At 58.3% G+C, this 26,900-nt stretch carries 26 protein-coding genes and 1 pseudogene; 12 read left to right on the top strand and 15 right to left on the bottom strand.

What is annotated here, in order from left to right; translation table 11 throughout:
• The 3 genes and pseudogenes from L2I46_RS21830 to dcuR all read left to right on the top strand — a co-directional run.
• Positions 1 to 784, top strand: a 784-nt coding sequence (locus L2I46_RS21830) for an AEC family transporter (protein ID WP_236948229.1), incomplete at its 5' end; no start/stop codon positions are given.
• 62 nt (positions 785 to 846) lie between these two features.
• Positions 847 to 2,532, top strand: coding sequence for an NAD-dependent malic enzyme (locus L2I46_RS21825; protein WP_236948228.1), 1,686 nt, complete (start codon positions 847 to 849; stop codon positions 2,530 to 2,532).
• A 53-nt stretch (positions 2,533 to 2,585) separates the two neighbouring features.
• Positions 2,586 to 3,301: pseudogene (gene dcuR, locus L2I46_RS21820) on the top strand (two-component system response regulator DcuR).
• A 30-nt stretch (positions 3,302 to 3,331) separates the two neighbouring features.
• On the opposite strand, the gene lpxM reads toward dcuR, so the two are convergent.
• From lpxM to znuA, 3 genes are all read right to left on the bottom strand, one after another.
• Positions 3,332 to 4,303, bottom strand: coding sequence for a lauroyl-Kdo(2)-lipid IV(A) myristoyltransferase (lpxM, locus tag L2I46_RS21815; RefSeq protein WP_017900217.1), 972 nt, complete (start codon positions 4,301 to 4,303; stop codon positions 3,332 to 3,334).
• 117 nt (positions 4,304 to 4,420) lie between these two features.
• Positions 4,421 to 5,740 (bottom strand): murein DD-endopeptidase MepM, encoded by a 1,320-nt coding sequence (mepM, locus tag L2I46_RS21810; RefSeq protein WP_023290249.1) that lies wholly within the window; start codon positions 5,738 to 5,740, stop codon positions 4,421 to 4,423.
• Positions 5,741 to 5,755: 15 nt separating this feature from the next.
• On the bottom strand, positions 5,756 to 6,700 hold the full coding sequence (gene znuA / locus L2I46_RS21805; RefSeq protein ID WP_236948227.1) for a zinc ABC transporter substrate-binding protein ZnuA: 945 nt from the start codon (positions 6,698 to 6,700) through the stop codon (positions 5,756 to 5,758).
• Between the two features lie 111 nt (positions 6,701 to 6,811).
• On the opposite strand from znuA, the gene znuC reads away from it, so the two are divergent.
• Together znuC and znuB are read left to right on the top strand one after the other, a co-directional pair.
• Complete coding sequence (gene znuC / locus L2I46_RS21800; RefSeq protein WP_228958578.1) at positions 6,812 to 7,531, top strand: zinc ABC transporter ATP-binding protein ZnuC; 720 nt, start codon at positions 6,812 to 6,814, stop codon at positions 7,529 to 7,531.
• Positions 7,531 to 8,316, top strand: coding sequence for a zinc ABC transporter permease subunit ZnuB (znuB, locus tag L2I46_RS21795; RefSeq protein WP_023290252.1), 786 nt, complete (start codon positions 7,531 to 7,533; stop codon positions 8,314 to 8,316). Before znuC ends, znuB begins: the two co-directional genes overlap by 1 nt.
• A 62-nt stretch (positions 8,317 to 8,378) precedes the next feature.
• Here znuB and ruvB read toward each other — a convergent pair whose 3' ends face one another.
• From ruvB to aspS, 6 genes are all read right to left on the bottom strand, one after another.
• Positions 8,379 to 9,389, bottom strand: a complete 1,011-nt coding sequence (ruvB, locus tag L2I46_RS21790; RefSeq protein ID WP_004148860.1) for a Holliday junction branch migration DNA helicase RuvB — start codon at positions 9,387 to 9,389, stop codon at positions 8,379 to 8,381.
• Between the two features lie 8 nt (positions 9,390 to 9,397).
• A complete protein-coding gene (ruvA, locus tag L2I46_RS21785) occupies positions 9,398 to 10,009 on the bottom strand; it encodes a Holliday junction branch migration protein RuvA (RefSeq protein ID WP_002911454.1) in 612 nt (203 codons plus the stop codon).
• Between the two features lie 79 nt (positions 10,010 to 10,088).
• The gene (ruvC, locus tag L2I46_RS21780) at positions 10,089 to 10,610 is read right to left on the bottom strand and encodes a crossover junction endodeoxyribonuclease RuvC (RefSeq protein WP_004203412.1); all 522 of its coding nucleotides are present in this window, start codon (positions 10,608 to 10,610) and stop codon (positions 10,089 to 10,091) included.
• Between the two features lie 34 nt (positions 10,611 to 10,644).
• Positions 10,645 to 11,385, bottom strand: a complete 741-nt coding sequence (locus L2I46_RS21775) for a YebC/PmpR family DNA-binding transcriptional regulator (RefSeq protein ID WP_002911459.1) — start codon at positions 11,383 to 11,385, stop codon at positions 10,645 to 10,647.
• A gap of 27 nt (positions 11,386 to 11,412) precedes the next feature.
• Positions 11,413 to 11,856, bottom strand: a complete 444-nt coding sequence (gene nudB, locus L2I46_RS21770; protein WP_002911477.1) for a dihydroneopterin triphosphate diphosphatase — start codon at positions 11,854 to 11,856, stop codon at positions 11,413 to 11,415.
• 1 nt (position 11,857) lies between these two features.
• Entirely contained in the window at positions 11,858 to 13,645 is a 1,788-nt protein-coding gene (aspS, locus tag L2I46_RS21765) for an aspartate--tRNA ligase (protein ID WP_023290254.1), read from the bottom strand.
• Positions 13,646 to 13,912: 267 nt separating this feature from the next.
• Here aspS and L2I46_RS21760 point away from each other — a divergent pair, with 267 nt between their 5' ends.
• The 5 genes from L2I46_RS21760 to cmoB are packed head-to-tail and all read left to right on the top strand — an operon-like array spanning position 13,913 to position 17,526.
• Positions 13,913 to 14,479 carry a hydrolase gene (locus L2I46_RS21760; RefSeq protein ID WP_032453393.1) on the top strand — a complete coding sequence of 189 codons (567 nt, stop codon included), beginning with the start codon at positions 13,913 to 13,915 and terminating at the stop codon, positions 14,477 to 14,479.
• Positions 14,476 to 15,294 carry a DUF72 domain-containing protein gene (locus L2I46_RS21755; protein WP_086075579.1) on the top strand — a complete coding sequence of 273 codons (819 nt, stop codon included), beginning with the start codon at positions 14,476 to 14,478 and terminating at the stop codon, positions 15,292 to 15,294. Before L2I46_RS21760 ends, L2I46_RS21755 begins: the two co-directional genes overlap by 4 nt.
• 52 nt (positions 15,295 to 15,346) lie before the next feature.
• Positions 15,347 to 15,742 carry an MAPEG family protein gene (locus tag L2I46_RS21750; RefSeq protein ID WP_008804243.1) on the top strand — a complete coding sequence of 132 codons (396 nt, stop codon included), beginning with the start codon at positions 15,347 to 15,349 and terminating at the stop codon, positions 15,740 to 15,742.
• Between the two features lie 39 nt (positions 15,743 to 15,781).
• Positions 15,782 to 16,525, top strand: a complete 744-nt coding sequence (gene cmoA, locus L2I46_RS21745; RefSeq protein ID WP_004203422.1) for a carboxy-S-adenosyl-L-methionine synthase CmoA — start codon at positions 15,782 to 15,784, stop codon at positions 16,523 to 16,525.
• On the top strand, positions 16,522 to 17,526 hold the full coding sequence (gene cmoB / locus L2I46_RS21740) for a tRNA 5-methoxyuridine(34)/uridine 5-oxyacetic acid(34) synthase CmoB (RefSeq protein ID WP_032456324.1): 1,005 nt from the start codon (positions 16,522 to 16,524) through the stop codon (positions 17,524 to 17,526). The genes cmoA and cmoB overlap by 4 nt, the downstream gene beginning before the upstream one ends.
• An 80-nt stretch (positions 17,527 to 17,606) precedes the next feature.
• On the opposite strand, the gene cutC is transcribed toward cmoB, so the two are convergent.
• The gene (gene cutC, locus L2I46_RS21735; protein ID WP_236948226.1) at positions 17,607 to 18,350 is read right to left on the bottom strand and encodes a copper homeostasis protein CutC; all 744 of its coding nucleotides are present in this window, start codon (positions 18,348 to 18,350) and stop codon (positions 17,607 to 17,609) included.
• Positions 18,351 to 18,426: 76 nt separating this feature from the next.
• A complete protein-coding gene (locus L2I46_RS21730; protein ID WP_202025442.1) occupies positions 18,427 to 18,996 on the bottom strand; it encodes a VOC family protein in 570 nt (189 codons plus the stop codon).
• Positions 18,997 to 19,232: 236 nt separating this feature from the next.
• On the opposite strand from L2I46_RS21730, the gene argS reads away from it, so the two are divergent.
• On the top strand, positions 19,233 to 20,966 hold the full coding sequence (argS, locus tag L2I46_RS21725) for an arginine--tRNA ligase (RefSeq protein WP_057216078.1): 1,734 nt from the start codon (positions 19,233 to 19,235) through the stop codon (positions 20,964 to 20,966).
• A gap of 60 nt (positions 20,967 to 21,026) precedes the next feature.
• Here the strand turns inward: argS and bglB are convergent, their stop codons facing one another.
• Both bglB and L2I46_RS21715 read right to left on the bottom strand, forming a co-directional pair.
• On the bottom strand, positions 21,027 to 22,166 hold the full coding sequence (bglB, locus tag L2I46_RS21720) for a beta-galactosidase BglB (RefSeq protein ID WP_048336026.1): 1,140 nt from the start codon (positions 22,164 to 22,166) through the stop codon (positions 21,027 to 21,029).
• Positions 22,167 to 22,170: 4 nt separating this feature from the next.
• Entirely contained in the window at positions 22,171 to 23,754 is a 1,584-nt protein-coding gene (locus L2I46_RS21715; RefSeq protein WP_048297823.1) for an MFS transporter, read from the bottom strand.
• Between the two features lie 355 nt (positions 23,755 to 24,109).
• Here L2I46_RS21715 and uspC point away from each other — a divergent pair, with 355 nt between their 5' ends.
• Entirely contained in the window at positions 24,110 to 24,538 is a 429-nt protein-coding gene (gene uspC, locus L2I46_RS21710; RefSeq protein WP_004203433.1) for a universal stress protein UspC, read from the top strand.
• Between the two features lie 23 nt (positions 24,539 to 24,561).
• On the opposite strand, the gene otsA is transcribed toward uspC, so the two are convergent.
• Both otsA and otsB read right to left on the bottom strand, forming a co-directional pair.
• A complete protein-coding gene (gene otsA / locus L2I46_RS21705; protein ID WP_032453397.1) occupies positions 24,562 to 25,986 on the bottom strand; it encodes an alpha,alpha-trehalose-phosphate synthase in 1,425 nt (474 codons plus the stop codon).
• A complete protein-coding gene (gene otsB / locus L2I46_RS21700) occupies positions 25,961 to 26,749 on the bottom strand; it encodes a trehalose-phosphatase (RefSeq protein ID WP_023290265.1) in 789 nt (262 codons plus the stop codon). Before otsB ends, otsA begins: the two co-directional genes overlap by 26 nt.
• Positions 26,750 to 26,900 lie beyond the last annotated feature (151 nt).

Here is a 26,900-nt window from a genome sequence, read left to right as displayed (position 1 = left end):
AAAGCGTGCGTATTGCCTGAAAACACAACCCGCTACGGGGGAGACTTACCCGAAATCTGATTTATTCAACAAAGCCACGCTACTGATCTCGCGCTACGTTTTTCGTCATGATATTAAAACCAGCGCGATTCAGTCGCTGGTTTGCGCCTTCCCCGATATGGCCTACTTTGGCGCCCCCGTGCTGGCGGTGCTGATAGGTCCGGAGGGCTTTCTCGGGGTGCTTATCGGAAACCTGGTGACCAGCGTATTGATGATCCCTCTGACCATCATCCTGATCCGCATGGGAGACCAGCCCGGAGACGCTGAGGCTCCCCAGCTCCACGCCGGGCAGTTGATCCTGCAAAACCTGCTTAACGCCGTACGAAATCCCATTGTCTGGATCCCCATTTCCGGGGTGCTGCTCAGCCTGGCCGGGATCCAGCTGCCGCCTCTGCTCAGCGTGCCCGTCGAAATGGTGGGTAAAATCGCCGGCGGTCTGTCACTGTTCGCCCTTGGGCTGCTGTTTTACGGTGAACGTCCGACGGTCAATATTCAAACCTGCACCAACATTAGTATTAAAAACCTGATCCAGCCGGGCATGATGGCGCTGGCCGGGCTGGCCTTTGGGCTCAGTCATTCCCTGATGCAACAGGTTATTATCATTGGCGCCACGCCTTCCGCTATCGCGGCGGGGATGTTTGCCCTGCGCAGCGATACCTATATTGAACCCGCCTCATCTTCTATTTTGCTGGGCACCGCCATCGGCGTGGTCACCGAAGGCGTCATGATTTATCTCATTTCGTAATCACAGAAATAAAACACCAAGACATCAGGCAATGTTTTAATTTGATATTCAGGAGTCATGTAATGTTAGCCACAGAAACCTTATACACCCCCTATAACGGTGCTGTCCTGCTGGAAAACCCGTTATTAAATAAAGGCCTCGCTTTTACGGAAAGCGAACGCGCAGCGTTTAATCTTCAGGGACTGTTACCGCACAATGTGGAAACCATTGAGGAACAAACCGAGCGCGCATGGGGCCAGTTTTGTCAGTTCAAAAAAAGCATTTCGCGCCATATTTATCTCAGAAATATTCAGGACACAAACGAGACGTTATTCTATAACCTGCTGCGCAGCCATATGAAAGAGACGCTGCCCATTATTTATACCCCGACGGTGGGTGAAGCGTGCGAACACTTTTCAGAAATATATCGCCGGGGACGCGGCCTGTTCATCTCCTGGCCCAACCGTCACCATATTGACGAGATGCTGCAGGGGTTTTCCCGCAACGATATCAAAGTCATCGTGGTAACCGATGGCGAGCGTATTCTGGGGCTGGGCGACCAGGGAATCGGCGGTATGGGGATCCCCATTGGCAAACTCTCGTTATATACCGCCTGCGGGGGCATTCACCCGGCATCAACGCTGCCCATTATGTTAGATGTCGGTACCAACAATCCGCAGCATCTGGAGGATCCGCTGTATATGGGCTGGCGACATCCGCGCATCAGCGATGAGCAGTACCTGGAGTTTATGGACATGTTTGTCCATGCCATTCAGCAGCGCTGGCCGAATGTCTTGCTCCAGTTTGAAGATTTTGCCCAAAAGAATGCCACGCGACTGCTCAACCGCTATCGACACCACCTGTGCTGTTTTAACGATGATATTCAGGGCACCGCCGCCGTGACCTCGGGAACCCTGATCGCCGCCGCTGCCGCCGCCGGGACGTCGCTCCGCGACCAGCGGGTGGTTTTCCTTGGCGGCGGTTCGGCCGGATGCGGCATTGCGGAAAAAATCATTGCGCTGATGGTGGATGATGGGCTCTCAGAAACGGAAGCACGTCGCCGCATCTTTATGGTTGACCGCTTTGGTCTGCTGACTGATGAGATGCCTAATCTGCTCAATTTTCAGCGCGAGCTGGTCACCCCCCGAGCCAGTATTGCCCACTGGGATACCGAGGCGGCCCAGCTGTCGCTGATGGATGTCGTACGCAACGTCCACCCTACCGTGCTGATCGGCGTGTCAGGCCAGCCGGGGCTGTTTAGCGAAGAGATAGTGAAAGAGATGCATCGGCACTGCCCGCGTCCGATTATTATGCCGCTCTCTAACCCCACCTCCCGAGCCGAGGCCCAGCCGAAGGATCTGCTGGAGTGGACCCGGGGTAGCGCGCTCATCGCCACCGGCAGCCCGTTCGACCCTGTCTTCTATGACGGCAAAACCTACGACATTGCCCAGTGCAACAACGCCTATATTTTCCCCGGTCTGGGGCTGGGGATCCTTGCCAGTAAAGCCGAGCGCGTCACCGAAGCAATGCTTATCACCTGCAGTAAAACGCTGGCCGCCCACTCGCCTCTGGCGACCCGCGAAACCGGCGGTTTACTGCCGCCGGTGGAAGAGATCGAGATGATCTCACGGGCTATTGCCGCAGAGGTCGCCCGCGCGGCTCAACTCGACGGCGTAGCGCCGCAGATTGACGAGGCGCAGCTGGCGGCGAATATCGATAAAACCTTTTGGCGAGCGCGCTACACCGCGTATAAACGTTCGTCATTGTGATCGCTCATCTCGCGGGAAGCCGGCTGGCTTCCCGCCACTCGGGGGAACCACCCATGTTCAATGTGCTGATTGTCGATGATGATCCTATGGTGGCCGAACTGAACCGGTTGTTTATCAGCCAGGTAGCTGATTTTCACTGCTGCGGAGTCGCGGCGACGATCGCCGATGCTAACGCGATGCTGAGCCATCTGGCGCCGATCTATCTGCTGCTGCTGGATGTCTATATGCAACAGGAGAGCGGCCTGGACCTGCTGCCGGCGCTTCGCGCTGATGGGCGGAATATTGATGTCATCATGATGACGTCCGCCGCCGATGCGCTCACCGTGCAGACGGCGCTGCGCTATGGCGTGGTTGATTACCTGATTAAACCGTTTCAGTTTCCGCGCTTTGAGGAAGCCCTGCGAACCTGGCGCAATAAACGCGATGCGAAGCAAGCGAAATCCTGCTACGCCCAGGCGGATATCGACACCCTGCTACGCCGCGGGTTCAATAACAGGACGGCCCCCGCCGCTTGCCGAAAGGGCTGACGCCGCAAACGCTTCGCCTGGTGTGCCGGTGGATAATCGCTCATCAGGCGCGAGATTTTTCAACCAATGAGCTGGCGGCGGCACTGCAGATCTCCAGAGTTTCATGCCGCAAATACCTGATTTGGCTGGAGCAGATCAACGTGCTCTTCACCAGCAATCACTACGGTATCACCGGCCGACCGGAGTATCGTTACCGGCTTGCGGCTGAGAACATGATGTTGCTGACGCAATATAGCCAGTGAGCCGGGAATGCCCACTGGCGCGCCTGCAGACTACTTCTTAGGGTACAGCTCTTTGCGTTTGTAGGGCTCGATTTCACCCGGCTTGCGCGTCTTCAGCAACTTCAGGATCCAGGTGTACTGCTCGGTGTGCGGCGTAACAAACACTTCCACCTCTTCGTTCATCCGCCGGGCGATCGTTGTATCGTCAGCGTCCAGCAGATCGTCCATCGGCGGGCGCACCAGCACCGTCAGGCGATGCGTTTTGCCATCGTAGACCGGGAACAGCGGAACGACGCGGGCGCGGCATACCTTCATTAAACGGCCAATCGCCGGCAGCGTGGCCTTATAGGTCGCGAAGAAATCCACAAACTCGCTGTGCTCAGCGCCGTGATCCTGATCGGGGAGATAGTAGCCCCAGTAACCCTGGCGCACCGACTGAATAAACGGTTTGATCCCGTCGTTGCGCGCGTGCATCCTTCCGCCAAAACGACGACGTACGGTATTCCACACGTAATCGAAGACCGGGTTACCCTGGTTGTGGAACATCGCCGCCATCTTCTGCCCGCCGGAGGCCATCAGCATCGCCGGGATATCCACGCCCCAAGCGTGCGGGACGAGGAAAATCACCTTTTCATTATTGCGCTGCAGCTCGTCGATGATCGCTTTACCCTGCCAGTCGACGCGGGCGAGAATTTTCTGCGGATCGCGCAGGCCCAGCTCGGCCATCATCACCATCGCCTGCGGCGCCGAGGCGTACATGGCGTCGATGATCGCTTCCCGCTCATGCTCGCTTTTTTCCGGGAAGCAATACAGCAAATTAATCTGCGCCCGGCGGCGCGAGCTTTTCGCCAGACGCCCGACCAGACGACCGAGTTTGCCGAGAAGCGGATCGCGAAAGGAAGGCGGCGTCAGCGCAATACCGGCGAAGGCAAAGACCCCCAGCCAGGCGCCCCAGTAGCGCGGCAGTAAAAAAGATTTTTCAAACTTAGGGATAAACTCAATATTATTTTTTTTCGTTTCCATGCCCAATCCGCAGATCGACTGCTTAATCAAGATAATGGGATAGTGTAGCGAGACGTTGGGTATCCTACAAAATAAAAAGCCGGCGCCCTGGGGCACCGGCTTTCCACTGACCGGTGGTTAGTCAAACCGCAGCTGCGGAACGACCTCTTTGACCTGCGCCAGATAATCGGTACGGTCGGAACCGCTCAGCCCTTCGGTACGCGGCAGTTTCGCCGTCAGCGGGTTGACCGCCTGCTGGTTGATCCACACTTCGTAGTGCAGGTGCGGCCCGGTTGAGCGTCCGGTATTCCCCGACAGCGCAATACGATCCCCGCGCTTCACTTTCTGCCCCGGCTTCACCAGCAGCTTACGCAGGTGCATGTAGCGAGTGGTATAGGTACGGCCGTGGCGGATGGCCACGTAATACCCGGCGGCGCCGCTACGCTTGGCCACCACCACTTCGCCATCACCCACCGCCAGCACCGGCGTTCCCTGCGGCATCGCGAAATCGACGCCACGGTGCGGCGCGACGCGCCCGGTGACGGGGTTCAGACGACGCGGGTTAAAGTTAGAGGAGACGCGGAACTGACGCGCCGTCGGGAAGCGCATAAAGCCTTTCGCCAGCCCCGTCCCGTTGCGGTCGTAGAATTTTCCGTCTTCGGCACGGATGGCAAAGTAGTCCTTCCCGTCAGAACGCAGACGCACGCCAAGCAGCTGGCTTTGCTCGCGTTTGCCGTCAAGCATTTCGCGCGACATCAATACCGAGAACTCATCGCCTTTCTTCAGCTTACGGAAATCCATCTGCCACTGCATGGCCTTGATCACCGCGCTGATTTCCGTGCTGGTCAGCCCGGCATCGCGCGCGCTGGAGACAAAGCTGGCGCCGACGGTGCCTTTCAGCACGCTGTTGACCCAGTCGCCTTTCTGCAGCTCGCTGCTCATTTTAAAGCCGTTAGCCACGCGGGTGTAGGTGCGGGTTTCGCGGCGGGACATCTCCCAGGTCAGACTCTGCAGATCGCCGTCGGCGGTCAGGGTCCAGGAGAGCTGCTGGCCAATCTTCAGATTACGCAACTCTTTATCGGCGGAGGAGAGCTGGGCGATATCACCCATATCGATACCGTACTGGTTCAGGATGCTGCTGAGGGTATCGCCGGTCGACACCACGTATTCGTGCCCGCCGGCATCGCTATCGGCTTTTTCGTCGAGTTCATCCTGAGGAATGGCTTCTTCTTCCTGCGGGGCCTGGTCGATCGGCTCGGAGGCTTCCGGCAGCAGGGAGCGGATCTCGCTTTTTTCCAGTTCAATGGTTCTGACGATGGGGGCGGATTCCGGGTGGTAAATGTAGGGTCGCCAGACGGCGACCGCTAAGGTAAGAACGCTAAGCGACCCCAGCATGACGCGATGAGGTCGTGGCAGATTGTTAAATGCCTGAGTGACAGCGCGGGCTATCTGTTGCACGTATTCACTTCCTCGTTAATCTCCTTTCAGGCAGCTCGAATACTGATTCGCCAGCTGGGTGAGGAATTGCGGGTAACTCGCTTTACCCAGCTTAATTCCGCTACCCAGTGGATCCAGGGTCCCCATGCGCACAGACGTGCCCCGGGCAACAGCTTCGATAACCGCTGGCCTGAACTGTGGCTCAGCAAAAACGCAAGTGGCTTTCTGCTCAACCAGTTGTGTTCTGATTTCGTGTAAACGCTGCGCACCGGGCTGTATTTCAGGGTTGACGGTAAAATGCCCCAGCGAGGTCAAACCGTAGTGTTTTTCAAAGTAACCGTAGGCGTCATGAAAAACGAAATAGCCCTTTCCTTTCAGCGGTGCCAGCTCATTGCTAACCTGCTTGTCGGTCGCCGCCAGCGCGGCCTCGAACTGCTGCAGGTTGCTGTCGAGTTTGGCTCGACTCTGCGGCATAAGTTCCAATAATTTATCGTGGATTGCAACCGCCGAAAGCCGCGCTATCTCTGGGGATAACCACAGATGCATATTGTAGATACCGTGATGGTGATCGCCGTCACTTTTTTCCGCTGCGCCATGGTCATGACCATGATGAGCGTCATCGTCGTCAGCGCCGGTCATCAGCAGCGGTTTGACCCCATCCAGCTCTGCGATAGTCACCTTTTTATTCGCCGCAATGCTTTGCGTCGACCTATCCATAAAGGCTTCCATTTCCGGACCGATCCACACCACTAAGTCTGCGTTCTGTAAGCGTTTTACATCGGAAGGACGGAGAGAATAATCATGCTCGGAGGCGCCATCGGGCAGCAGCACCTGGGTGTCGGTAACCCCATCGGCGATAGCCGCCGCGATAAAGCCCAGCGGTTTCATGGAAGTCACCACGGCGGCACTGGCCTGCGGTACCTGTGCGAACAAAAAAACAGCGCCAAGTCCAGCGCAAAGAAGCGTATTTTTATGTAACATAATGCGTCTAGTCATCGAAACGAGTGAGTGTGATGTGATATTATAACATTCACTAGCTTGTGCAACCCCTAAATGATTATGACAAACCTTGTAACGCTGGAAAATGTCTCGGTGGCCTTTGGCCAACGCCGCGTGCTGTCTGACATCTCGCTGGCTCTCACGCCAGGCAAAATATTGACCCTGCTGGGCCCCAACGGCGCCGGCAAATCGACGCTTGTGCGGGTGGTTCTGGGGCTGGTAGCACCGACAGAGGGTGTTATCAAGCGCGAAGAACGCCTGCGGATCGGCTATGTGCCGCAGAAACTGCATCTCGACGCCACGCTGCCGCTGACCGTCAGCCGCTTCCTGCGTTTGCGTCCGGGCACCCGCAAAGACGACATCCTGCCGGCGCTGAAGCGCGTGCAGGCCGGGCATCTGATCGACGCCCCGATGCAAAAACTTTCCGGCGGAGAAACCCAGCGCGTGCTGCTGGCCCGCGCCCTGCTCAATCGCCCGCAACTGCTGGTGCTGGATGAACCGACCCAGGGCGTCGACGTCAATGGTCAGGTTGCGCTCTACGATCTTATCGACCAGCTGCGCCATGAGCTGGACTGCGCGGTGCTGATGGTCTCCCACGACCTGCATCTGGTCATGGCCAAAACCGACGAGGTATTGTGCCTGAACCAGCATATCTGCTGCTCCGGCGCACCAGAGGTCGTCTCAATGCATCCGGAGTTTATCTCCATGTTCGGCCCGCGCGGCGCGGAACAGCTGGGGATCTACCGCCATCACCATAATCACCGCCACGATCTTCAGGGGCGAATTGTACTGCGTCGGGGAAACAGCCGTTAATGATTGAACTTTTGTTACCTGGCTGGCTGGCCGGGATGATGCTGGCCTGCGCCGCCGGCCCGCTGGGCTCCTTTGTGGTCTGGCGCCGTATGTCCTATTTCGGCGACACGCTGGCGCATGCCTCGCTGCTCGGCGTCGCTTTCGGTTTACTGCTGAACGTCAATCCGTTTTATGCGGTGATCGCCGTCACCCTGCTGCTGGCCGGCGGGCTGGTATGGCTGGAAAAACGGCCGCATCTGGCGATCGATACCCTGCTGGGCATCATGGCGCACAGCGCGCTCTCCCTGGGGCTGGTGGTGGTCAGTCTGATGTCTAACGTCCGCGTCGATCTGATGGCGTACCTGTTCGGCGATCTGCTGGCGGTCACCCCGCAGGACCTGATCGCCATTGCCATGGGCGTGGTGATTGTGATTGGCATTCTGCTCTGGCAGTGGCGGAATCTGCTGGCGATGACCATCAGTCCGGACCTGGCGTTTGTCGATGGCGTGAAGCTGCAGCGGGTCAAGCTGCTGTTGATGCTGGTCACCGCCCTGACTATCGGCGTGGCGATGAAGTTCGTCGGGGCGCTGATCATCACTTCCCTGCTGATTATCCCGGCCGCCACCGCCCGCCGTTTTGCCCGCACGCCGGAGCAAATGGCCGCCGTGGCGGTGGGCGTGGGCATGCTGGCCGTCACCGGCGGGTTAACCTTCTCGGCTTTCTACGACACGCCGGCCGGTCCATCGGTGGTGCTGTGCGCCGCGGCGCTGTTTATTCTCAGCATGACGAAAAAAGCCGCCAGCTAAAAATGAAAAACCCGGTCGCGCTGCTGACCGGGTCTCCCGATGAATGACACATCCGTAGCGAACTACGGCATCTCCGGCGGCGTAATCCCGAAATGATTCCAGGCGCGCACCGTCGCCATTCTTCCCCGCGGCGTACGCTGCAGAAAACCCTGCTGAATTAAGTAGGGCTCCAGCACATCTTCAATGGTTTCCCGCTCTTCGCCAATCGCGGCGGCGAGGTTATCCAGCCCCACCGGTCCGCCGAAGAACTTATCTATCACCGCCAGCAGCAGCTTGCGGTCCATATAGTCGAACCCTTCCGCATCGACGTTGAGCATATCCAGCGCCTGGGCGGCAATGTCGGCGGAGATGGTGCCGTCGTGGCGCACTTCCGCGAAGTCACGCACCCTACGCAGCAGACGGTTGGCAATACGCGGCGTGCCGCGTGAACGGCGGGCCACTTCCAGCGCGCCCTCGTCGCTCATCTCCAGTCCCATATGGCGGGCGCTGCGGCTGACAATATGCTGCAGATCGGGGATCTGATAGAATTCCAGACGCTGCACGATGCCAAAGCGGTCGCGCAGCGGCGAAGTCAATGAACCGGCCCGGGTGGTGGCGCCGATCAGGGTAAACGGCGGCAGGTCGATTTTAATCGAGCGCGCCGCCGGACCTTCGCCAATCATGATATCCAGCTGGTAATCTTCCATTGCCGGATAGAGCACCTCTTCCACCACCGGCGAGAGGCGATGGATCTCATCGATAAACAGCACATCGTGCGGTTCAAGGTTGGTGAGCATCGCGGCGAGATCGCCCGCTTTCTCCAGCACCGGGCCGGAGGTGGTACGCAGATTCACCCCCATTTCATTGGCGACGATATTGGCCAGGGTGGTTTTCCCCAACCCTGGCGGGCCAAAAATCAGCAGGTGATCGAGGGCGTCGCCGCGCAGCTTCGCCGCCTGGATAAAGATCTCCATCTGCGAACGCACCTGCGGCTGGCCGACATACTCTGCCAGCAATTTTGGGCGGATGGCGCGGTCAGCGGCCTCTTCGAAGCCGCTGCTGTCTGCCGATACCAGCCGGTCTGCTTCAATCATCCCTTACCTCACAACGCGGCGCGCAGCGCTTCGCGGATTAGCGTTTCACTGTTGGCGTCCGGACGCGCGATCTTGCTGACCATCCGGCTGGCCTCCTGCGGTTTATAGCCCAGCGCGACCAGCGCGGCAACCGCTTCCTGCTCGGCATCGTCCGCCGTCGGGCCTGCCGGTGAGGTCAGTACCAGATCGGCGGCCGGGGTGAACAGATCGCCGTGCAGCCCTTTGAAGCGGTCTTTCATCTCAACGATCAGGCGTTCAGCGGTTTTTTTGCCAATCCCCGGCAGCTTCACCAGCGAGGCGACCTCTTCCCGCTCAACGGCGTTGACGAACTGCTGCGCCGACATGCCGGAGAGGATCGCCAGCGCCAGCTTTGGCCCTACGCCGTTGGTTTTGATCAGTTCTTTAAACAGGGTACGCTCCTGTTTGTTGTTAAACCCATACAGCAGCTGAGCATCTTCACGCACCACAAAGTGGGTGAAGACAATCGCCTCCTGCCCGGCCTCCGGCAGCTCATAGAAGCAGGTCATTGGCATGTGCACTTCATAGCCGACGCCCGCCGTTTCCAGCAACACCAGCGGGGGTTGTTTTTCGAGAATGATGCCTCTGAGTCTGCCTATCACGTGGGGCTCCTGCGTTATGGTCTAAGTATCTGGCGGTATCATAAAAAAAGGCTGGATAGATATCCAGCCTGATTTGCGATTATCGTAAGCGCCCTCGCGCCAGATTGAGCCGGGTCTCGCTGATCTGCGCGGCATTCTGGCTGACATGGCAATGGGTGATGGCGATCGCCAGCGCATCCGCCGCATCCGCCTGCGGATTGGCAGGCAGCTTGAGCAGGGTGCGCACCATGTGCTGGACCTGACTCTTTTCAGCGCTGCCGATGCCGACAACCGTCTGCTTAACCTGGCGGGCGGCATATTCAAACACCGGTAACGACTGATTGGTCGCCGCCACGATCGCCACCCCGCGCGCCTGCCCGAGCTTTAACGCCGAGTCGGCATTCTTGGCCATAAAGACCTGCTCAATGGCGAAAAAGTCAGGCTGGAACTGGGTGATGATCTCCGTCACTCCGGCGTAGATCAGCTTCAGCCGCGACGGCAAATCGTCCACTTTGGTGCGGATACAGCCGCTGCCAAGGTAGCTCAGCTGCCGGCCAACCTGACGGATCACGCCATAACCGGTAACGCGCGACCCCGGGTCAATGCCGAGAATAATAGCCATCACGCGCCTCCGGTTAACCGTGGATGCGACTGCATCACAGGGTGGCTGCGACCTCGTCGGAGATCTCGCCGTTATGGTACACTTCCTGCACGTCGTCGCAGTCTTCGAGCATATCGATCAGACGCAGCAGCTTCGGCGCCGTCTCGGCATCCATATCCGCTTTGGTGGACGGGATCATCGAGACTTCGGCAGCGTCGGCTTTCAGGCCAGCAGCTTCCAGCGCGTCGCGCACGGCGCCCATCTCTTCCCAGGCGGTGTAGACGTCGATCGCGCCGTCGTCATAGGTCACCACGTCTTCAGCGCCAGCTTCCAGCGCCGCTTCCATGATGGTGTCTTCATCGCCTTTCTCAAAGGAGATGACGCCTTTTTTGCTGAACAGGTAGGAGACGGAACCGTCGGTGCCGAGGTTACCACCGGTTTTAGTGAAGGCGTGACGCACTTCCGCAACGGTACGGTTACGGTTGTCGGACAGACATTCCACCATCACCGCGGTGCCGCCAGGGCCATAGCCTTCATAAATGATGGTTTCCATGTTCGCGTCTTCATCGCCGCCGACGCCGCGCGCGATGGCGCGGTTCAGGGTGTCGCGGGTCATGTTGTTAGACAGCGCTTTATCCACCGCCGCACGCAGACGCGGGTTGGACGCCGGATCGCCGCCGCCCAGACGCGCTGCGGTAACCAGTTCGCGAATGATTTTCGTAAAGATTTTACCGCGCTTGGCATCCTGTGCCGCTTTGCGGTGTTTGGTGTTGGCCCATTTACTATGACCTGCCATAAAAAACTCTCCAAAAAGCGCGCCCTTTCAGGCGGCGTTAATTACAAATTCTTCAATCGCCTGCCGGTTGCTCCACGACTTGGTCAGCGCAGCGGCTTCCGTCGCGCTGACCCAGCGGTAGGCCAGATGTTCGGTAAAGGTAATTTCCCGCTCATGAGGCAGCGCAAGACAGAACCAAAATTCCGTATTACGCTCCACTCCCGGCGCATAGCGATGACGCAAATGAGAAAATATCTCGAACTCCACCGTGCGCTGACAGTCGATTAAGGTCAGTTGCTCGCAGGCAACGTCAATGGCGACCTCTTCCTTTACTTCACGCGCGGCGGCCTGCAGCGCGGTCTCTCCTGCTTCCAGGCTGCCGGTGACCGACTGCCAGAACGCGGGATCGTCGCGCCGCTGCAACATCAGCACCCGTTTGGTATCTTCGGCGTAAATCACCACCAGCACCGAAACGGGCAGCTTAAATGACATATTACTTGTTCTCCAGAGACGCTTTTGCCTCTTTCTCCACAACCTGAATACCCAGTTCACTGAGCGCCGCCGGATTGGCGAAGCTTGGCGCTTCGGTCATCAGGCAGGCGGCCGCGGTGGTTTTCGGGAAAGCGATAACGTCGCGGATGTTATCGGTGCCGGTCAGCAGCATGGTCAGACGGTCAAGACCGAACGCCAGGCCCGCATGCGGCGGGGTACCGTATTTCAGCGCATCGAGCAGGAAGCCGAATTTCTCACGCTGTTCCTGTTCGTTAATGCCCAGAATACCAAATACCGTCTGCTGCATGTCGCCGCGGTGGATACGCACCGAACCGCCGCCGACTTCATAACCGTTAATGACCATATCGTAGGCGTTGGCCACGGCCTCTTCCGGCGCAGCTTTCAGCTCGTCCGCCGTCATATCCTTCGGCGAGGTGAACGGATGGTGCATCGCCGTCAGGCCGCCTTCGCCGTCGTCTTCGAACATCGGGAAGTCGATCACCCACAGCGGCGCCCATTTGCTCTCGTCAGTCAGGCTCAGATCTTTGCCCAGCTTCAGACGCAGCGCGCCCAGCGCGTCGGCCACCACTTTCTTGTTGTCGGCGCCGAAGAAGATCATGTCTCCGTCCTGCGCGCCGGTGCGGTCGAGGATCGCTTCCACGATTTCAGCGGTCAGGAACTTGGCCACCGGGCTGTTGATCCCGTCCATGCCTTTGGCACGTTCGGTCACTTTAATATAGGCCAGCCCTTTCGCGCCGTAGATCTTGACAAAGTTGCCGTATTCGTCGATCAGCTTGCGGGTCAGAGAAGCCCCGCCCGGCACGCGCAGCGCCGCCACGCGCCCTTTCGGATCGTTGGCCGGGCCGGCAAAGACCGCGAACTCCACTGATTTCAGCAGGTCGGCGACGTCCACCAGCTCCATCGGGTTACGCAGGTCCGGTTTATCGGAGCCGTAGCGACGTTCGGCTTCGGCGAAGGTCATGATCGGGAAGTCGCCCAGATCGACGCCTTTAATCTCCAGCCACAGCTGACGCACCATCGCTTCCATGATCTCACGCACCTGCGGCGCGGTCATAAAGGAGGTTTCCACGTCGATCTGGGTAAATTCAGGCTGACGGTCGGCACGCAGGTCTTCATCGCGGAAGCATTTGACGATCTGATAGTAGCGGTCGAAGCCGGACATCATCAGCAGCTGTTTGAACAGCTGCGGCGACTGCGGCAGCGCGTAGAATTTGCCTTTATGCACGCGGGAAGGCACGAGGTAATCGCGGGCGCCTTCCGGGGTGGCTTTGGTCAGCATCGGGGTTTCGATGTCGAGGAAGCCATGGTCATCCATAAAGCGGCGCACAAAGCTGGTGATTTTCGCGCGGGTTTTCAGACGCTGCGCCATTTCCGGACGACGCAGGTCGAGGTAGCGGTATTTCAGACGCGCTTCTTCGGTGTTGACGTGATTGGAGTCCAGCGGCAGCGATTCTGAGCGGTTAATGATCGTCAGATCGGAAGCCAGCACTTCGATAGCGCCGGTGGCCATGTCCGCGTTGATGTTTTTCTCTTCACGCGCGCGAACGGTGCCAGTGACCTGAATGCAGAACTCATTACGCAGTTCAGAGGCTAACTTCAACGCATCCGCACGATCCGGATCGAAAAACACCTGAACGATGCCTTCGCGGTCGCGCATATCGATAAAAATGAGGCTACCGAGATCGCGACGGCGGTTGACCCAACCACACAGAGTCACCTGCTGCCCAACGTGGGACTGTCGAAGCTGTCCGCAATATTCTGTACGCATGAGATATCCCTTAACTTAGCCGTCGGCGGATTGTCGTCTGCCCTGCAGGCGACGAGGTCGCAGCTTTAGCTGATGTCACAACTGAATGAAAAAAGGCGGCTATTATACTGGAAATTCTGTCGTTCGATAAGTCCGACGCACGATGTACGCTGCTTTGCTGCGCGCTTAACGTCCACACTCACATAAATTAACAAAATTTGTTACCCTTTTGCTGAAGCCGCAAAGGTATTGTAGCCGCCTGACAACAGATGAAGATACGGGGATACCATGTTAGAACTCAATGCGAAAAACACGGCGCTGGTGGTGATCGATCTGCAGGAAGGCATTTTGCCTTTTGCCGGCGGCCCACATCGGGCTGACGAGGTGGTGGCGCGCGCCGCGCGCCTGGCAGACAAGTGCCGACAACAGGGTTCGCCGGTCATCATGGTCCGCGTCGGCTGGTCGGCCGATTTCGCCGAAGCGCTGAAACAGCCTGTCGACGCGCAGGCCGGGGCGCATACGCTGCCTGAGAACTGGTGGACCTATCCGGCCACGCTGGGTAAGCAGGAGAGCGATATCGAAGTGACCAAACGCCAGTGGGGCGCGTTCTATGGCACCGACCTTGAGCTTCAGCTGCGTCGCCGCGGTATCGACACCATTATTCTCTGCGGCATCGCCACCAACATCGGCGTCGAATCCACCGCCCGCAACGCCTGGGAGCTGGGTTTTAATCTGGTCATTGCCGAAGATGCCTGCAGCGCCGCCTCCGCCGAGCAGCATCAGGGCAGCATGACGCATATTTTCCCGCGCATCGGCCGCGTGCGCAGCACCGAGGAGATCCTCGCCGCGTTATGATTTATATTGGGCTTCCCCAGTGGTCGCACCCGAAATGGGTGCGCCTTGGCATCACCAGCCTTGAAGAGTACGCCCGCCACTTCAATTGCGTCGAGGGCAACACCACCCTGTATGCGCTACCGAAGCCGGAGATTGTCGCCCGCTGGTACGAGCAGACCCACGATGACTTCCGCTTCTGCTTTAAATTCCCGGCGACTATCTCGCACCAGGCCGCCCTGCGCCACTGCGACGATTTAAGCCGTGAATTCTTCACCCGCCTGGCGCCGCTGGCCTCGCGCATCGGCCAGTACTGGCTGCAGCTGCCGGCGACCTTCGGCCCTCGCGATCTCCCGGCGCTATGGCATTTTCTCGACGCACTGCCGAAGGATTTCACCTACGGCGTCGAAGTTCGTCACCCCGAGTTCTTCGCCAAAGGGGAAGCGGAACAGCAGCTCAACCGCGGGCTGCACCAGCGCAGCGTCAACCGCGTGATCCTCGACAGCCGCCCGGTCCATAGCGCCGCGGCCACCAGTCCGGCGATGATCGACGCGCAACAAAAGAAACCGAAGGTGCCGGTGCATGCGGTGATGACCGCCCGGCAGCCAATGGTGCGCTTTATCGGCGGCGACGATATGGTCCATAACCGGGAACTGTTTCGCGTCTGGCTGCAGACGCTGCCGAAATGGCATCAGTCAGGGACGCCGTGGCTGTTCCTGCATACTCCCGATATTGCCTACGCGCCGGCGCTGGTCGATACCCTGTGGGGCGATCTGCGCGCCGCCCTGCCGGCGGCAGGAAATGCGCCGTCGATTCCGCAGCAATCTTCTCTTTTCTGATATCCTGCTATCATATCCGGAGCCATCTGCCAGAGTTAAAGGGAGTTTTCGTATGGTCAGCGCGCTGTATGCCGTTTTAGGTGCGTTATTGTTAGTGAAGTTCTCATTTGACGTGGTGCGTTTGCGCACCCAATACCATGTAGGCTACGGCGACGGCGGCTTCAGCGAGCTGCAGGTCGCCATCCGCGTTCACGGCAATGCCGTCGAATATGTGCCGATTGGCCTCATTTTACTGTTATTTATGGAGATGAACGGCGCCCAGACCTGGATGGTGCACGTTTGCGGCATTTTATTGATCGTCGGACGACTGATGCACTCCTGGGGTTTTCATCACCGCGTCTACCACTGGCGCCGTTCCGGCATGAGCGCCACCTGGTGCGCGTTGTTGCTGATGGTGCTGGCCAATCTCTGGTATATGCCCTGGGAGTTGGTTTTCTCACTCCGTTAGCGCACAATACGCCGTTTTCGTTTTTTCGGGTTTAACGTTATGTCTCACCGCGATACGCTTTTTTCCGCGCCGATTGCCAGCCTCGGCGACTGGACCTTTGATGAACGGGTTGCTGAAGTCTTCCCCGATATGATCCAGCGTTCTGTGCCTGGCTACTCCAATATCATCTCGATGATCGGCATGCTGGCCGAGCGCTTCGTTCAGCCCCACACCCAGGTTTACGATCTTGGCTGTTCGCTGGGCGCCGCCACCCTCTCCGTGCGCCGCAATATTAGCCATCCGGGATGTCGCATTATCGCCATCGACAACTCCCCGGCGATGGTGGAGCGCTGCCGTCGCCATATTGACGCCTATAAAGCGCCGACGCCGGTCGAGGTGATTGAAGGGGATATCCGCGATGTGGCCATTGAAAACGCCTCGCTGGTGATCCTGAACTTTACCATTCAGTTCCTTGAGCCGGGCGATCGTCAGGCGATCCTGAATAAAGTCTATCAGGGGCTGAATCCCGGCGGCGCGCTGGTGCTCTCGGAGAAATTCAGCTTCGAAGACGCCCACGTCGGTGAGCTGCTGTTCAATATGCATCATGACTTTAAGCGCGCGAACGGCTACAGCGAGCTGGAGATTAGCCAGAAACGCAGCATGCTGGAAAACGTGATGCTGACCGACTCTGTGGAAACCCATAAAAAACGCCTGCGTCAGGCGGGGTTCGAACATGCTGAACTGTGGTTCCAGTGCTTTAACTTTGGCTCGCTGGTGGCAGTAAAATCCGGGGAGCAGGCATGATCGACTTCAGTAACTTTTATCAGCTGATCGCCAAAAGCCCGCTGTCTCACTGGCTGGAGACGCTGCCTGCCCAGGTAGCCGCCTGGCAGCGCGAGGCCCTGCACGGCAAGTTTCGCGAATGGGAGCGCGCCGTTGAGTTTCTTCCGGAATTAACGCCCTGGCGTCTGGACCTCCTGCACAGCGTCACCGCCGAAAGCGAAACGCCGCTCAGCGAAGGTCATCAGCTGCGGGTAGAAAACCTGCTTAAAAACCTGATGCCATGGCGCAAAGGCCCTTATTCGCTGTACGGCATCAACATCGATACCGAATGGCGCTCCGACTGGAAATGGGAGCGCGTCCTGCCGCATCTGTCCGATCTTAGCGGACGGACCATCCTCGACGTGGGCTGCGGCAGCGGCTATCACATGTGGCGGATGATCGGCGCGGGCGCGCATCTGGCGGTCGGCATCGATCCCACCCAGCTGTTCCTGTGCCAGTTTGAAGCGGTGCGTAAGCTGCTTGGCAACGACCAGCGGGCGCATCTCCTGCCGCTGGGCATCGAGCAGCTCCCGGCCCTGGAGGCCTTTGACACCGTGTTCTCGATGGGCGTGCTCTACCACCGCCGCTCGCCGCTGGACCACCTGTGGCAGCTGAAAGATCAGCTGGCGCCGGGTGGCGAGCTGGTACTGGAGACGCTGGTGGTCGAAGGCGATGAAAATACGGTGCTGGTTCCGGGCGACCGCTATGCGCAGATGCGCAACGTCTATTTTATTCCCTCCGCGGCGGCCCTGAAAATGTGGCTGGAGAAGTGCGGGTTTATCGATGTGCGCATCGTCGACGCCTGCGTCACCTCGACGGAAGAGCAGCGGCGCACCGAATGGATGACCAGCGAATCGCTGGCCGATTTCCTCGACCCACAGGATCAGCGCAAAACCGTGGAAGGCTATCCGGCGCCGCTGCGCGCGGTGATTATCGCCACCAAACCGGAAACGCAGCAGTCGCTGGCGAAGAAAGCGAGATAAAAAAAGGCCCCTGTTTAATGGGCAGGGGCCTGGTACGGGCAATCATCATATTGGGCGACATGATGTGCAGCAAAAACCGTTTAACTTCTGTCAGCGGAAATTATCTTTTTCATCTCCGCCACCGCTGCGCCATTGACGGCGTAGCGCCTGTATTCGTCCGCATCGGGATCGGCTGACATCGAAACGCCTGGATGACGAAAGCGCATTTCCGATGGCAACCACTGGCCTGCAGAGCTATGAACCTCTTTCACCCCCGCCTGCAGAAACAGCTGCAGGTTCGCGGCGCGCACTCCCGCACCGGCCATAATGATTGGAGTATCCCCTGCGGCAATAAGTTCCGTAATTAATGAAATACCTTTCTCCGCCGAGGATTGCTGACCGGAAGTCAGGATACGTTTAACCCCCAGCTCACCCAGCGTCTCCCAGGCCTGACGCGGGTCGGCGCACAGATCGAACGCGCGATGAAAGGTCACCGCCAGCGGCCCGGCCGCGGCCATTATTTTTTTCATCCGCGGGATATCGACCTGACCATCGGCATTCAGCACGCCGGTCACCAGCCCGGGAAAGCCGAGCTCCCGCACCATGCGGATATCGCCAAGCATCGCGGCGAACTCCTCTTCGGTGTAGCAGAAATCGCCGCCGCGCGGGCGGATAATCGGATGCACCGGGAGGGTAATCGCCTCGCGGACCGAGACCAGCACCCCGTAAGAGGGTGTTAGTCCCCCTTCCTGCGGCGCGGCGCAGAGTTCAATACGATCGGCGCCGCAGCGCTCAGCCTCCCGGGCGCACGCCATGCTGTAACAACAAACTTCCAGTACCGCCATTGCTCACTCCCTGATCCAGACAACCTTCTCAGCATGTCATGATTTCACGCGGCAGACGCCGCGCGGCTTCACACTGTTACGTATCGGCTTGCTCGCTGGCGACGATTTGTTCAATAGACCATGGGTGAAATTTGATCGTCACGCTGCCGTCGGTGACCGCCAGGGTGGGATTCGGCAGACGCTCATGTTCGCCTTTCGGCGAGCTGGTTTTGACGACGATCCCCGGCTGGCTGAGTCCGTCATCGGCCAGCAGCGCCAGAGCGCGGGCATTTAAGGTAGCCGGATCGCCGGGCAGGACAATTTCAATATGCTCCCAGCCTTCATGGGGATAACGCTTTTCACCCGGCCACGGCAGCTCAACGATATGAAAGCGCCAGTGCGCCACGCAGACCGGCTCCGCCAGTTTAAACAAGCAGATAGGCCGACCGTTGATCATATTCTCCGACAGCAGGGTTCCGCACTGCGCCAGCCCACTGCGCCAGCGCTCCGCGGTGGCGTTCTGATGACAGCGCAGGGAGATATGGTCGGCGTCGAGCCCACCGATCTCCAGTCCCAGTCGCGCAGCGAAGCGCTGTAGCGCATCGGAAAATCGCGGGAGATCCGCCGTAATATCGGCCAGTTGTTCAATCTGCTGCCAGTTCGCCATGGGTTTGCTCGTCACTTATGTTCATCAATAATAAAAAGGCTAATCTACCGTGTTTTAGGCCGCGGACCAACCGCCACCCTGCCGCTGCGTGACCGACCGACGATGGATTGCCCATGCCGCCGGGCCGCGCGCGATGCTGACGGACGGGGACAAATGCAGTATACTCCCGCCCTAATTTGTCCACATTCCGGCGCCGCCTCCCTCGGGGGCTGGCGCATTACACGTAAGGTATTCCGGTGAATATTCAGGCTCTTCTCTCAGAAAAAGTCAGCCAGGCCCTGATCGCGGCAGGCGCGCCTGCCGATTGCGAACCTCAGGTCCGCCAGTCAGCAAAAGTTCAGTTCGGTGACTATCAGGCCAACGGCGTGATGGCTGTCGCCAAAAAACTGGGCATGGCGCCGCGACAACTTGCAGAGCAGGTACTGTCTCATCTTGACCTCAACGGCATTGCCAGCAAGGTTGAAATCGCCGGGCCGGGCTTTATCAATATTTTCCTCGACCCCGCGTTCCTGGCGGACAACGTCAACCGCGCGCTGCAGTCAGAACGCCTGGGCGTCGCCACGCCGCAGGTACAGACCATCGTCGTCGACTATTCGGCGCCAAACGTGGCGAAAGAGATGCACGTCGGCCATCTGCGTTCGACCATCATTGGCGATGCCTCGGTCCGTACCCTGGAGTTCCTGGGCCATAAGGTGATCCGCGCCAACCACGTCGGCGACTGGGGCACCCAGTTCGGCATGCTGATCGCGTATCTGGAAAAACAGCAGCAGGAAAACGCCGGCGAGATGGCCCTGGCCGACCTCGAAGGTTTTTATCGCGAAGCGAAAAAACACTACGACGAAGACGAAGCCTTCGCCGAGCGCGCGCGCAGCTACGTGGTTAAGCTGCAGGGCGGCGATGAGTACTTCCTGCAGATGTGGCGTAAGCTGGTGGACATCACCATGTCGCAGAACCAGATCACCTACGATCGCCTGAATGTGACGCTGACCCGCGATGACGTGATGGGCGAAAGCCTGTACAACCCGATGCTGCCGGGGATCGTCGCCGATCTGAAAGCCAAAGGGCTGGCCGTGGAGAGCGAAGGCGCCACCGTGGTGTTTCTTGATGAGTATAAAAACAAAGAAGGCGAACCGATGGGCGTCATCATCCAGAAAAAGGATGGCGGCTACCTCTATACCACCACCGATATCGCCTGTGCGAAGTATCGCTATGAAACACTGCACGCCGACCGCGTGCTCTACTACATCGACTCCCGTCAGCACCAGCACCTGATGCAGGCGTGGACCATCGTGCGTAAAGCAGGCTATGTGCCGGACTCCGTGCCGCTGGAACACCATATGTTCGGCATGATGCTGGGTAAAGACGGCAAGCCGTTTAAAACCCGCGCCGGCGGCACCGTGAAGCTGGCGGATCTGCTGGACGAAGCGCTGGAGCGCGCGCGTCGCCTGGTGGCGGAGAAGAACCCGGAGATGTCCGCTGATGAGCTGGAAAATCTGGCGAAAGTGGTGGGTATCGGCGCGGTGAAATACGCCGACCTGTCGAAAAACCGCACCACCGACTACGTTTTCGACTGGGATAATATGCTGGCGTTCGAAGGCAACACCGCGCCGTATATGCAGTATGCCTATACCCGCGTGCTCTCCGTGTTCCGCAAAGCCGGCATTGACGAAAACGCCCTCACCGACGCGCCGGTGGTGATTGCGGAAGATCGCGAAGCCCAGCTGGCCGCGCGCCTGTTGCAGTTTGAAGAGATCCTCTCCGTGGTCGCTCGCGAAGGGACGCCGCACGTGATGTGCGCCTACCTCTACGATCTGGCGGGCCTGTTCTCCGGTTTCTACGAGCACTGCCCGATCCTCAGCGCGGAAAGCGAAGCGACCCGCAACAGCCGCCTGAAGCTGGCGCTGCTGACGGCGAAAACCCTCAAGCTGGGTCTCGATACCCTCGGTATCGAAACCGTCGAACGTATGTAAAACCAACCCGGCGAAAGCCGGGTTAGTTTTTTCAGGCGCCGCGCCTGCGGGGTCTCCTGCTCAGAAATACTTGCGCAGATACTCGGTCAGACAGAGGATCGCCATCGCCTGGCCGTAGGGCATCGAGGTGAGCGGGATCTGGCGATAGAAATCAAGGTCTGACCCCATTCCGGTGCCAAAGGAAGTCTGCAGCAGCTCCCCCTGCGGCGAAATATTCTGCACAATTCCGCGAATCGCTTTTTCAGCCACCCCGGCATAGTGCTGCCCGACATATCGCTTGCGCACCGCTTTGAGTATGCCGTAGGCAAAGCCGGCGGTCGCCGAGGCCTCTGGATAAGAGTGCGGGTCGTCCAGCAGGGTATGCCACAGGCCGCTGTCGTCCTGACATTTCGCTAAGGCGGCAATTTGCGCGTTCAGCACCTCGGTCAGATAGCGCCGTACCGCATTCCCTTCCGGGAGATCCACTAACTCAAGAAAATCCGGGATCACCATAGTGAGCCAGCTGTTGCCCCGCGCCCAGCGCGCCCGGGCAAAATTATGCCGACCGTCATAGCTCCAGCCGTGAAACCACAGCCCGGTTTCCCGGTCCATCAGGTTCTGCACGTGGAGCAGGAACTGATAGGTCGCCTCCTCCACATACTGCGGACGGTGAAGCAGCTTGCCAATTTTGGCTAACGGCAACACGGTCATCATCAGGGTGTCATCCCACATTTGCTGGTGGTTTTCTTCCGCCAGGGTGATGTGCTGCATGCCGCCCTGCTCGGTACGCGGCATCTCATACATTGCCCACTCCGCCCAGCTCTCCAGCCACGGCAGATACGCCTTACATCCGGTCTCTTCAAAGCGATAGGCCAGGGTCAGGAACGGCGCCATGGTGTTGACGTTTTTGGTCGTTGCCCCCTCGGCGAAACGGTCGGCAAACCAGCGGTCAATGATATCGCGCATCTCGAGATCGCCGGTTTGCTGATAATACTGATAGATGCCATACAGCCCGACGCCGTGGGTCCACTCCCAGCCGGCCCAGCCTTTGGTATCAATAACGCGCCCGTCATCCAGGCGCAGTAAAAATTGCCCGCTCTCATCCTTAATATTCACCAGGTTTTGCGTCACGTTGCGGATGAGCGCCTGCAGTTCGCTACGGGCGATAAAACGCTCAGGCTGACAGAGTAATGGGCTATGTTTTACCGGCCAAACTTTCATGTTGTTAACCTCGGGTATATGTCGAATTCAAAGCGCCGCCCTGGGTGAGCGCCGGGGCAGCAGGTTTATGACGATTCAGGTAGCCAATATTGTTATTTCCCCACAGGCAGTCGTAGGGCATCCCCGCCAGCATCTCGACGACCGCGCGGTGTTCCGCACTGGTCAGTTCCGGCTGGGCGTGACCGCTTTCGCGCATTCTTAGGGTTTCGCTGCGCAGGACGCTGTGGGTATGCAGATTGAGTTTGAAGCGCAGCGAAACGAGGAAGCCGCAGGCTAAGACCACCAGCGTGCCGACGCTGAGGATCAGCAATATGGTATGGCTGACCCCTTCAGGCTGTATTTTTTGCCCGGAGACAAACCCCGACAACTGCATGATGATGCCCACCAGCATCACCGCCCCCGCCTGCGAGGCTTTGCGGGTCAGCGTCATGATGCCGGCAAAAATCCCCTCCCGGCGCTGGCCGGTGATCGCTTCGTCGACGTCGGCAATATAGGTGTAGGTATTCCACGGTACGTAGTTAATCCCGCCGCGTCCCAGTCCGGCGACAGCAGAGATGAGCAGCAATAACGAATAGACGTCGCTCAGTCCGGCATAGTAGAGCAGCGCATAGGAGAGCGAGCTCAGGCCAAAGAGGACCACCACCATGCGGTACGACGGCGCGGGGCCAAAGCGAATGCACAGCGGGATCATGGCTATCACGGCGATAAACTGGAAAATCGCCATCGTTCCCAGCAGATTCGAGGCGACAGAGGCCTCCTGCATCAGAACAAAGACCACGTAATAGGTGAACACGGCATTGAAGACGTCCTGGGCGATATAGCCCCCCAGATACATGCCGAGGTGCTGGCGGAAGATTTTTATCCGCAGCGTGGAGCTCAGCTCAATCACCAGGCGATTGAGGCTCTGGGCGAGGGTTAAGTTCTGTTTTTCCGCTTCCGCCCGCAGCGCAGCCTCTGACCAGGCCTCACGCGGCCGCTCCCAGGTGAAACACCAGACGAAGGTCAGCATCACCGCGCACAGGACCGAGAACACCAGACTGGCATAAAAGAACGAGCTGGCATTGTCTTTTCCGAGCCAGGTAAGGAGGATCCCCGGCAGAAAGGAGGCTAAAATCGCCGACATTTGCGCCATTGAGATGCGCGCGCCGGAGAATTTGGTTTTCTGTTTAAAGTCATCGGTCATCTCAGGCACCAGCGTCTCGTAGGGCACCAGAATCATGGTGTAGACCATATCAAACAGCAGATAGGTGAGCAGGTAGTACCAGAAGCCCATCTCGCCAACCCACATCGCCGAGTAGCTGAATACGCACGGGATGCCGAGCAGAATAAAGAATTTTCTGCGGCCGAAGCGCTTGCCGAGCCAGGTGGTGCCGAAGTTATCGGTGAGAAAGCCCATCAGCGGGCTCACCACCGCATCCAGTACGCGGGCGGAAGCGAATATCAGCGTGGCTTCTATCGGAGAGAGTCCGCAGAAGGTGGTGTAAAAGTAGAGCAGCCATGCGGCGGTTAGCGCCGTGGTGCCGGCGCCGAGGAAATCGCCCGCGCCGTAGGCCAGGTAGTTAGCCAGTCCAATCTTTCGTGTTTTCATCGCCGTGATCCTGTGTCTTTTTTTAAGAGAACGCCGACAATCTTTCCGGATTTGCCACCGGAAGGGAGTGGGTACCTGGCTACACTAAAAGCAGCGAAACGACGTTACCTTTGTGCTTTTGCCACGCAACCGCCGCCGGTGGCAAAATGACAAAGAGATGACGTCTTCACTTCACTCATTTATAAAACGGCATTTCCTTTAAATCAAAAGACAGGTTCATCATTGTGATCTAACCGTAAAAACACTGACTGGCGAAGAGGCTCGCAAATCCCGGGATCGGCCCTTGCGCAGCCGGGTAAACAGGAGTAAAGAAAGAAGGAAGAAAGGGTTATTCCGCGTATCTCAAGGAGGTCAGATGCCTTATTCACATCTGCTGGTTGCCGTCGCGCCAACGCCGGAGAGTCAGGTATTAATTAAAAAAGCGGTGTCGATTGCCCGGCCCGTGAACGCGAAAGTGAGCTTTATCACCCTCGCCACGGATCCGGAGCTGTATAACCAGTTCGCTGCGCCGATGATGGAAAATCTGCGCGAGGTGATGCAGGAAGAGACGCGTGATTTTCTCAACGAGCTGGCGCGTCACGCGGACTACCCGATAGAGAAAATGACCATCGCCTGCGGCGAACTGGGCCATCATATTAAGGACTTCTGCCGGTCGCACCAGGTCGATCTGGTGATCTGCGGCAATCATAACCATTCCCTTTTTTCGCGCGCCACCTGCTCGGCGAAAAATATCGTCGGCAGCTGCGGCGTCGATGTCCTGCTGGTTTCCCTTGAAAAGGGCTAACGCCGGTTAGCCCTTTTCCTGAACTAGGCCAGTTTAGGGAACGTGGCTATCTTCCCCCGCAGGCGGCTCTCCTCACTGCGCGGTGAAATATGCTGCAGATCGTCGACAAAGCGCGCCTGCCAGTTATGAATATCATTTTCTCTGATCACGTCCAGCATCGCAGAATGACGGGCAATACGTTCCGCCAGCGGCATGCTAAGGGCGCGATCCAGCGCGGCGGCAACCTCGTCGCGATCGTAGGGGTTGACGATCAGGGCGCTGGTCAGCTCCTGCGCCGCACCAGCAAATTGCGACAGGACCAGTACGCCAGGGTTATCCGGATCCTGCGCCGCCACGTATTCCTTCGCCACCAGGTTCATACCATCGCGCAGGGGCGTCACCAGGCCGACGTCAGAGTAGCGGAAGACCTTCATCAGCAGCTTACGATCAAAATGCTGGTTCAGGTAGTAGAGCGGGGTCCAGCCAAGCTGGCCAAACTGGCCATTGATGCGCCCGGATGCAGTTTCCAGCTGGTGGCGGATATCCTGATAGGCCTGCACATCGCCGCGGGAGGTCGGTGCGATCTGGGTATAACGGATCTTACCGTGATGCTGAGGATACTTTTCGAGCAGCGTCTCATAGGCGAGGAACCGCTCCGGCAACCCTTTCGAGTAGTCAAGCCGCTCCACCGAGAAGATATTCTTCACGTTTTTGAGCTCGTTTTTCAGCTGGACCAGCTTCGGCGGCAGCGGACCTTTGGCGTTGCGCGTAATCTCGTCCGGATCGATCCCTATCGGATAAACCTCAGTGCTGAACGCCTTACCCCACGCCTGATAGCGTTTGTCTCCGAGGTCGGAGAGTCGGGTCTGCATGGCAATGCTGTCAAGAAACGCGGTTCTGTCGCTTTCAGTCTGGAAGCCCAGCAGGTCGTAATCGCACAGTTGTTCCAGCAGCTCAGCGTGCGGCGGTAGCGCGTTAAAAATCTCCGGCGTCGGGAACGGAATATGCAAAAAGAAGCCGATCCGGTTGTTGACCCCACGCTTGCGCAGTTCGCTGGCGAAGGGCAGCAGATGGTAATCATGGATCCACAGCGTATCGTCTGGCTCGATCAGCGGCAGAAGCTTGTCCGCCAGCATGGCATTGACTCGCTGATATCCCTCCCAGGCTTCGCGCTGGAAGCTGACCAGATCAAGACGATAATGGAAGGCCGGCCACAGCACGGCATTAGAGAACTGGTTGTAGTATTCGTCATGGTCACGTTCATTAAGGTTGAACGACGCCCATGAAATATTTCCGCGGGAGACCTGCTTCAGCGGTTGCTGGTCATCGCCAATTTCGCCGCTCCAGCCAAACCACAGACCCCCTGCCGCTTTCAGTGCCCCCAGGATGCCGACGGCCAGACCGCCAGCGCTCGATTTTTTATCGTCCGGTAAGGCGATACGGTTAGAGACTACGACTAAACGACTCATGGTCATCCCTCCTTTCGGTTTGCGCGTCATACGCCAGATGTTGCAACCACGTCCTTACGGCGGCGGCATCCGCCAACCGCCAGTGCGCCTGGGTTTCCCCGGCGCCCACTTTTATCGACATTCCCTGCAGTTGATTAACCACGCTGAATCCCGCTTCGTCGGTCAAATCATCGCCGACAAAAACCGGTTCGCGACCGGCAAACGGCGCTTCCTGCATGAAGGCGGTGATCGCCTCCCCTTTGTTGACACCGCGGGGTTTAATCTCCACTACGCACTTGCCAAGCTGTAGCGCCAGCAGCGGGTAGCGCTGAACGATGCGCTGCGCCAGCTCCAGCACCGCGCTCTGCTGCTGCGGCGCCTGGCGGTAGTGGAGCGCGAAGGCCATCTCTTTACTCTCCAGCTCGCACCCGGGGAGCGCCTGCAACGCCGAGGTCAGCTCAGCCGCGATTTCATCGCGCAGAGCCGACGGCAGAGAGACAATATAGGTTTTACCATTAATATCACGGCGTTCAGCCCCGTGAACACCGGCCAGCGGTAGCCGCCAGGGATGGGTTAGCGCGTCAAGTTCAGACATTGAGCGCCCTGAAATCAATGCCACCGCCCCGCCCTGCTGCCGGGCCAGCGCGTTGAGCGCCTGCAGCGTGTTGTCGGGTATCACCACCTGATCGGGGTGCGGCTGGATATCGGCAAGAGTACCGTCGAGGTCAAAGAAAAAAGCGTAGTTTCCGGTTAGCGCAGGCGGTACAGATATCTGGTTATCCACCCTGTTTCCTCCTTATCATGGCCAGCCGAAGCTGGTTGTTAATTATATGTTAGCCATGTAAGTATAGACAGTGTGACCAACCTCGCCATTTTTGATAGTTACCGCCAGCGAAACGGGCGCTGGCGGTAATTACTCTGTAGACTTAAAAGTT

The organism is Klebsiella sp. 2019SCSN059 (assembly GCF_021739525.1).
Lineage (GTDB): Bacteria > Pseudomonadota > Gammaproteobacteria > Enterobacterales > Enterobacteriaceae > Klebsiella > Klebsiella quasipneumoniae.
Note: the sequence above shows the minus strand (reverse complement) of the source record. Positions and strands in the feature narration are given on the sequence as shown.